This is a genomic window from Micromonospora globispora (assembly GCF_003857015.1).
Classification (GTDB): Bacteria; Actinomycetota; Actinomycetes; order Mycobacteriales; family Micromonosporaceae; genus Micromonospora; species Micromonospora globispora.
Map to the genome: position 1 here is coordinate 1 of NZ_QGGF01000368.1, position 3940 is coordinate 3940.

At 72.5% G+C, this 3940-nt stretch carries 5 protein-coding genes and 1 pseudogene; all 6 read right to left on the reverse strand.

The window, feature by feature from the left end; translation table 11 throughout:
• Window positions 1–507, reverse strand: a pseudogene (locus DKL51_RS18705) (hypothetical protein); the annotation flags it as partial.
• A 137-nt stretch (window positions 508–644) separates the two neighbouring features.
• Window positions 645–977: a DUF1416 domain-containing protein gene (locus tag DKL51_RS18710; protein WP_109942836.1), complete on the reverse strand. Its 333-nt coding sequence runs from the start codon at window positions 975–977 to the stop codon at window positions 645–647.
• Window positions 978–980: 3 nt separating this feature from the next.
• Window positions 981–1829: a sulfurtransferase gene (locus DKL51_RS18715; protein WP_109942837.1), complete on the reverse strand. Its 849-nt coding sequence runs from the start codon at window positions 1827–1829 to the stop codon at window positions 981–983.
• 202 nt (window positions 1830–2031) lie between these two features.
• Complete coding sequence (locus DKL51_RS36920; RefSeq protein WP_311202345.1) at window positions 2032–2109, reverse strand: Ms5788A family Cys-rich leader peptide; 78 nt, start codon at window positions 2107–2109, stop codon at window positions 2032–2034.
• Between the two features lie 127 nt (window positions 2110–2236).
• The gene (locus DKL51_RS18720) at window positions 2237–3022 is read right to left on the reverse strand and encodes an LmeA family phospholipid-binding protein (protein WP_109942847.1); all 786 of its coding nucleotides are present in this window, start codon (window positions 3020–3022) and stop codon (window positions 2237–2239) included.
• 80 nt (window positions 3023–3102) lie between these two features.
• Window positions 3103–3940: hypothetical protein (locus tag DKL51_RS18725; protein ID WP_124812309.1), on the reverse strand; the 838-nt coding region annotated here is incomplete at its 5' end.

The following is a 3940-nucleotide window of genomic DNA, read 5'->3' on the forward strand; positions in this document are numbered from 1 at the left end:
GAGCCGGACCCGGCCCGGCCCGCTGGACCGCCCCTGGACGGCGACGAACTCGCCCGCGTCGGCGCGCAGCACCGGGCCGTCGCCGCTCACCCGGACCCCGGCCCGCCAGCCGGCCGGCAGCCGATCGGCCACCCGTTGCAGCAGCCCGCGCACGTCGTCGCCGGGGACCACGACCTCCACGCCGCGCTGCAGATCGGCACCGTCCTCCATCGGGGTGATCCGGCAACCCCGCTCGAGCCGGTCCGGCATGATCGCCGCCACGCCGCCGTCGCCGACCGCAGCGAGCAGCTCGCCCACCGCGCGGTCGACCACCGGGCCGGCCTCGGCCAGCGTCCGCTGCTCGCGGACCGTCGGTGGGTCGTCGCGGACGGAGATCCAGGTGAGCACGGCGAGCAGCACCGCCCAGGCCACGGTGGCGGCCAGCAGCCAGCGCAACCAGCGCCGGCCGGGCGCGGGCCGATCGGGACCGGTCGGCGGGGCGTACCCCGCCTGGACAGCACCACTCACCGGGCCATCGTGTCACGCGGCGGCCCGTCCCCACCGCCGGCCCGTTCCGGTACGCCCGCTGCAGCCGAGGCGCGAAACGGGCCGTGGCCCGCCGTCCCCGGAGGGACGACGGGCCACGGTACCGATCAGAGCGTGGGTCAGGCGGCCACCGTGACGGTGACCTCGTTGATCCCGCGGGCGGCGGCCACGGCGGTGTCGCCGTTGCCGTGCCGGGAGAGCGCCCGCAGGGTCCAGTTGCCCGGCGCGGCGAAGAACCGGAACTGGCCGGCCGGGGAGGTCACCACCTCGGCGGTGAACTCACCGGTGGAGTCCAGCAGCCGGACGTACGCGCCCGGCACGACCTCGCCCGCCTCGGAGCGGACGACGCCGGTGATGACGGTTTCCTTCTCCAGGTCCAGGCTGGCCGGCAGCGGCGCGGCCTGGTCGGGAGCGGCGCAACCCGCAGCGGTGGAAGTAACAGGAGCGGTCATGACTCAGGCCTCCCCGGGCTCGTCGCCGAGCGCCACCGGCACGCCGACCAGCGAGCCGTACTCGGTCCAGGATCCGTCGTAGTTCTTCACGTTGCGGTGGCCGAGCAGCTCCTGGAGCACGAACCAGGTGTGCGAGGAGCGCTCGCCGATCCGGCAGTACGCGATGGTCTCCCTGCTGTCGTCCAGCCCCGCGTCGGCGTAGATCTTGCGCAGCTCGTCGTCGGACTTGAACGTGCCGTCCTCGTTGGCCGCCTTGGACCACGGGACGCTGATCGCGGTCGGCACGTGGCCGGCCCGCTGGGCCTGCTCCTGTGGCAGGTGGGCAGGGGCGAGGAGACGGCCCGCGTACTCGTCGGGGCTGCGCACGTCGACCAGGTTCTTGGTGCCGATCGCGTCGACCACCTCGTCGCGGAACGCGCGGATCGAGGTGTCCGGCTCCTGCGCGACGTACCGGGTCTGCGGGCGCTCCACCTTGTCGATGACCAGCGGGCGGGCGTCCAGCTCCCACTTCTTGCGGCCGCCGTCGAGCAGCTTCACGTCGCGGTGGCCGTAGAGCTTGAAGTACCAGTACGCGTAGGCGGCGAACCAGTTGTTGTTGCCGCCGTACAGGATCACGGTGTCGTCGTTGGCGATGCCCCGTTCGGAGAGCAGCGCCTCGAACTGGCTCTTGTTGACGAAGTCCCGGCGGACCGGGTCCTGGAGGTCGGTCCGCCAGTCGAGCTTGATGGCGCCGGCGATGTGGCCGGTGTCGTAGGCCGAGGTGTCCTCGTCGACCTCGACGAAGACGACGCCCGGGGCGTCGATGTTCTTCTCGGCCCATTCGGCCGAGACGAGTGCGGTGTCGCGACTCATCAGATCACTCCCTGGTGAGATGGATGGTGAGCCAGCGCGCGGAGATCGAAGATGATGATTGTCGCACCACGCGCGGGACCCAGAGCTAGGAACGGGATCACGGTTCGTGCGACGGCGCCGCTGCCGGGCGATCAGGGAAGCACCGGAGGGTACGCGGACCCTGCGTGCGGTGGCCGCTGGGCGGCCGAGGACAGCCCCGCCGTCAGATGACGGGGCGACACAGACAGGTGGCCACGCGGCACAGGTCGACCGCGCGCCGTTTGGTGAGGAGCGTCCCCATGGGGAGGGAGCCTACCAGCCGACCTTCCGCGCGCCACCGGACCGACCAGCATCCGGGACGCGGCAGCCGCCGGGAGAACCCCGACGGCCCGACCGGAAGTCGGGCCTGAGCAGGGACGACGAGCCGGTCAGCCGGCCGAGTTGATGGGTACGTTCTGCGCGTCCGCGGTCACCGTCAAGCCCTCCGGGCGCGGCTCGACCTTGCGGACGTTGAGCTGGAACGGCAGCTTCGGCAGCGGCACGTCGATCGAGATGCCCTTGGCGTAGTTGGCCAGCAGCGTCTTGGCCAGCGGGAGGTTCGGCAGGCCCTCGGCGTTGAGGTCGTTGAAGCGCAGGGCGACCTTGTTGCCGGCCACGGTCACGTCCGCCGTGCCGTTGACGGTGAGCTTCACGCCGAGGATGTCCACCGGGGCGGTGACGGTCAGCTTGCCGTCCCGCTCGCCGAGGGTGAGCCCGGGCCGGTCGAGCAGCTTGGCCAGGCTGTCGTAGGTGATCGTGCCCTTGCCGTCCACCGTCTCCGCGATCACGTCGCCGTGCCCGGACCGGAGCGTGTCCAGGGATGCCTTGACGTTGCGGGCGTCGACGTCGAGTTGCGGCACGTTGACCGTGTCGCCCTGCACCGGGCCCTGCACGTCCTTCAGCACGATCGAGATGTGCTCGTACTTGCCGGCCAGCACCTGGGTGAGGAACGGGAAGCCACCGACCGTCACGTCGGGCTTGGCGGACTGCGCGTTCTGCTTGGCGACCTGCTGCTCGACCCGATCGGTGATGGCCCGCTCCGCCACCCCGGCCGCCACCCGGTCGGCGACGACCAGCAGCCCGCCCAGGACCAGCAGCAGGACGATGAGCGAGATGAACAGCTTGCCCCCGCGTCGCCGGGGCCGTTCCTCGTACTCCGGGTACGCCTCTGCCACCACGCCTCCTGTGTCCGCTGCCGGTTGCCGCCTGGCGGCGCACCGGTACTACCCGATGGCCGGTTTTCTCAATCGCACGCTCAGAGGAACACCACGCTCATGACGTACGCGGCCGGCGCGGCGAGCGCGAAGCCGCCCAGCGGGCCCTGCATGTGCCGGGCGATCCACATCGTCGGCGGCTCACCCGCCATCAGCCGGCCGGCCTCGGCGTACCCGACGGCCAGATCGGTCAGCACGGCCGTGGCCGCGGCGACCAAGCCGATCAGCGCCGCGCTGGTCGGGGTGAAGCCGACCAGGTAGCTGCCGAGCAGCGCGCTGGCCAGCGTGCCGATCATCGCTCCGCCGACCACGCCCGCCGCGCCCCGCGGCACCTGCGGGGCGAGCCGTGGCCAGGGCGCCACCGCGTCGGTCAGCCGGGCCACGGTGAGCGCGACGCCGGTGCCGGTCAGGCAGACGGTGATCGCCTGGGTGCCGGCCGGGATGCGGCTGAGCACGATCAGCGTCCCGAACGCGACGACGCCGACCACGATGAGCAGGGTGCTGCCGAGCGAGTCGGTCACCCGGACCCGGTCGACCCGGCGGACGAGCTGACCGAGCACGCCGAGGAGGAAGCCGCCGGCCGCCACGTACCCGAGCGGGGCGAGTGCGGCGATCTGCGACTGCACCGCCGCGGCGTCGGCCGCGGCCGCTACACCGGCGCTGACCAGGGCGACCACCAGCAGCGCAGGCGGTCGCATGGCCATCGTCCAGGCGAGCACGAAGAGCAGCTGGACGCCGAAGATGACGATCGCGAACGGCAGCCGGTGGCCCGGCCCGGCGGTCTGCGCGCCGAACACCAGGCCGACGCCGAGCAGCGCGGCGAAGCCGGCGACGGTCAGCGCCAGCGGTCGGCGTACCGGGACGGGCTCGACCTCCTCC